Source organism: Cognatilysobacter lacus (assembly GCF_008274655.1).
GTDB lineage: Bacteria > Pseudomonadota > Gammaproteobacteria > Xanthomonadales > Xanthomonadaceae > Cognatilysobacter > Cognatilysobacter lacus.
The window spans coordinates 1-2,629 of the sequence record NZ_VTRV01000228.1 but is presented as its reverse complement, the minus strand read 5'-3'; the positions used below and the strand labels follow the sequence as shown (position 1 = coordinate 2,629).

The 2,629-nt window shown below is 70.5% G+C and carries 2 protein-coding genes and 1 pseudogene; 2 read left to right on the top strand and 1 reads right to left on the bottom strand.

Features of this window, described 5'->3' with window-relative positions; genetic code table 11:
* The first annotated feature begins 167 nt into the window (after positions 1 to 167).
* Entirely contained in the window at positions 168 to 1,088 is a 921-nt protein-coding gene (bioC, locus tag FW784_RS13505) for a malonyl-ACP O-methyltransferase BioC (RefSeq protein ID WP_425481655.1), read from the top strand.
* Positions 1,085 to 2,032 carry a multidrug resistance efflux transporter family protein gene (locus FW784_RS13500; RefSeq protein ID WP_149353845.1) on the top strand — a complete coding sequence of 316 codons (948 nt, stop codon included), beginning with the start codon at positions 1,085 to 1,087 and terminating at the stop codon, positions 2,030 to 2,032. Before bioC ends, FW784_RS13500 begins: the two co-directional genes overlap by 4 nt.
* A 3-nt stretch (positions 2,033 to 2,035) precedes the next feature.
* Here FW784_RS13500 and FW784_RS13495 read toward each other — a convergent pair.
* Positions 2,036 to 2,629: pseudogene (locus tag FW784_RS13495) on the bottom strand (ArnT family glycosyltransferase); the annotation flags it as partial.

The following is a 2,629-nucleotide window of genomic DNA, read 5'->3' as shown; positions in this document are numbered from 1 at the left end:
ATTTGCGGATCCGGCGCCATGACGGGCGACGCAGTGTCGACTGACTGCGAAGCAACCGCGCCTGTTCCGCGCGTGCGTGCGGCCGATGGCGGCGGGCTGCGATGCAAACGATCGGCCGCATGCCGCGGCGGCTGTTTCCAGACGGACGCGCGCCGCCGGGGGACGTCGTGAGCGACGCCCTGTTCGACCAGCGCCAGGTCGGCCGTGCGTTTTCGCGCGCGGCATCGCATTACGACGAAGCCGCGGCCCTGCAGCGCGAGGTCGCGGATCGGCTCGCCGAGTCGCTGCCGTATTACGAGGACAAGGCGCTGGGCGCACGCACGCCCTCGGTCGCGCTCGACGTCGGCTGCGGCACCGGCCACCTGACCGCGCAGCTGCAGCAGCGGTGGCCGAAGGCGCAGGTGATCGGCGTCGACCTGGCAGCGGGCATGCTCGAGACCGCAAGGCAGCGGCTGTCGATCAAACGTGGCCTGTTCGACTTCGCGCGTCGCCCGCAGTTGCTGCGCGGCGACGCGCTCGCGCTGCCACTGCGCGCCGGAAGCGTCGACGTGCTGGTTTCAAACCTTTGCCTGCAGTGGATCGAAGACCTGCCCGGCGTCTTCGCCGAGTTCCGTCGCGTGCTCAAGCCCGACGGCCTGTTGCTCGTGTCGACGTTCGCCTTGCAGACGCTGATGGAATTGCGCGAGGCCTTCGCGCAGGCGGACGAGGCGCCGCACGTGAGCCCGTTCGTCGACATCGCGCGCTTCGGCGACGCGCTGGTGGCCGCGGGCTTTCGCGACCCCGTGCTCGATCGCGACGTGTTCCGTCTTACGCAGCCCGACCTGCCGTCGATCATGCGCGAGCTGCGCACGCTCGGGGCCACGAATGCGATGCACGACCGGCGTCGCGCGCTCACCGGACGCGCGCGCTTCGCACGCGCCGCGCAGGCGTACGAGTCGATGCGCGGCGCTGACGGGCTTCTGCCGGTGACTTGGGAAGTCGTCTACGCGCAGGCCTGGGGGCCGCAGCCGGGCGCGCCGATCCGTCGCGGCGGCTTTGACGAGGTGCATGTGCCGGTCACCGCGATCCCGATCCGTCGACGCGGGTGAAGAGCCCACCGCGCGTCGCGCTCGGTGCCATCGCGCTCGCGCTGCTGTCGGCGCTGTTCTTTACTTCGACCTACGTGCTCAACCGCGCTGCTGCGCTCGACGGCGGCCACTGGGCGTGGACCGCCGCACTGCGTTACGTGGTGACGGTGCCCTTGATGCTGCCGCTCATGCGTGGGCGCTGGACCACCCTGTGGCGCGCGATGCGGGTGCATCCGCGCGCGTGGCTGCTGTGGAGCGGCATCGGGTTCGTGCTGTTCTACCTGTGCCTGAGCTACGCGGCCGCGAGCGGTCCGGCGTGGCTGGTGGCCAGCACGTTCCAGCTCACCGTCGTCGCCGGGATGCTGTGCGCGCCGTTGCTGTATCGCGATGCCAGGGCGCGCATTCCGCGTGCCGCCCTGGTTTGCGGGCTGCTGGCGTTGGCCGGTGTATTGACCATGCAGGCGGCGCAGGCGGGCGGGCGGCTCGACCGCAACGCGTGGATCGCGCTCGGCTGCGTCGCGGTGAGCGCGTTCGCGTATCCGTTGGGTAACCGCGGGCTGCTGCTGCACCTGGAGCGCGCGGGCATCGAACTCGACGCGACGCAGCGCGTGTTCGGACTATCGCTGGCGAGCCTGCCGCTGTGGTTGCCGGTGATCGTGTTCGCGCAAATGCGCGCGGGTGCACCGTCGCTGCATCAGGTATGGCTGGCGGGCGGCGTCGCGCTCGGTGCGGGAATCATCGCGACCGTGTTGTTCTTCCGCGCGACCGGCATGGTGCGTCGCGATCCGGTCGCGCTGGCCGCGGCCGAGGCGATGCAGGCGGCCGAAATCCTGTTCGCCACGCTGATCGGCGCGGCGTGGTTGGGCGAGGCGTGGCCGCACGGTATCGCCGCGCTCGGCGCCGGCATCGTGGTGCTGGCGATCGTGCTGTTCAGTGCCCTGGTCGCGCGAAGCCCGCGCGGCTGAAAATCAGCGTCGCGCCGTGCGGAAGAACACGCGCCCCTGGTAGGGCGTACCGAGTACCTGCGGTTCGAAGCCCGCGGCGCGCACGCGCGCGGCGATGTCCGCGAAGTTCTCCTGCCTGCACACCCACAGCTGGTCCGGTTGCTGCCGACGCAAACCGGTGGCGATCGATCCGTCGTATTCGGGATTGAACTTCGCGTCGGCGACCGGATCGATCGAGAACTTCTCGACCTGCACGTTCTGCCCGAGGTGCAGGTGGACGCCGTAGCGCGCCATGTCCTCGACGAACAGCACCTCGCTGATCGGCGCCTGCGTGCGCGTGCGGATCTCCGCCGCCCAGTCGCGTGCGTTCTTGTGCGTGGGGAAGTGCGCCGAACCCAGCTTCAGCGCGAACATCACCACGGCCCAGCCGGCCATCCAGGCGAGGCGCGGCATGGCGCGCCCGTCGCGCACCGATTGCAGCGTGGCAAGCAACGCCAACGGCGCGAACAGCGGCAGGATGTACAGCGGAAGCCGCGAGCGCGCGATGCAGAACACCGCCAGCGGCACCAGCGCCCACAACGTGGGCAGCAGCCACGGCGCGTCCATGGCGCGTGCGGC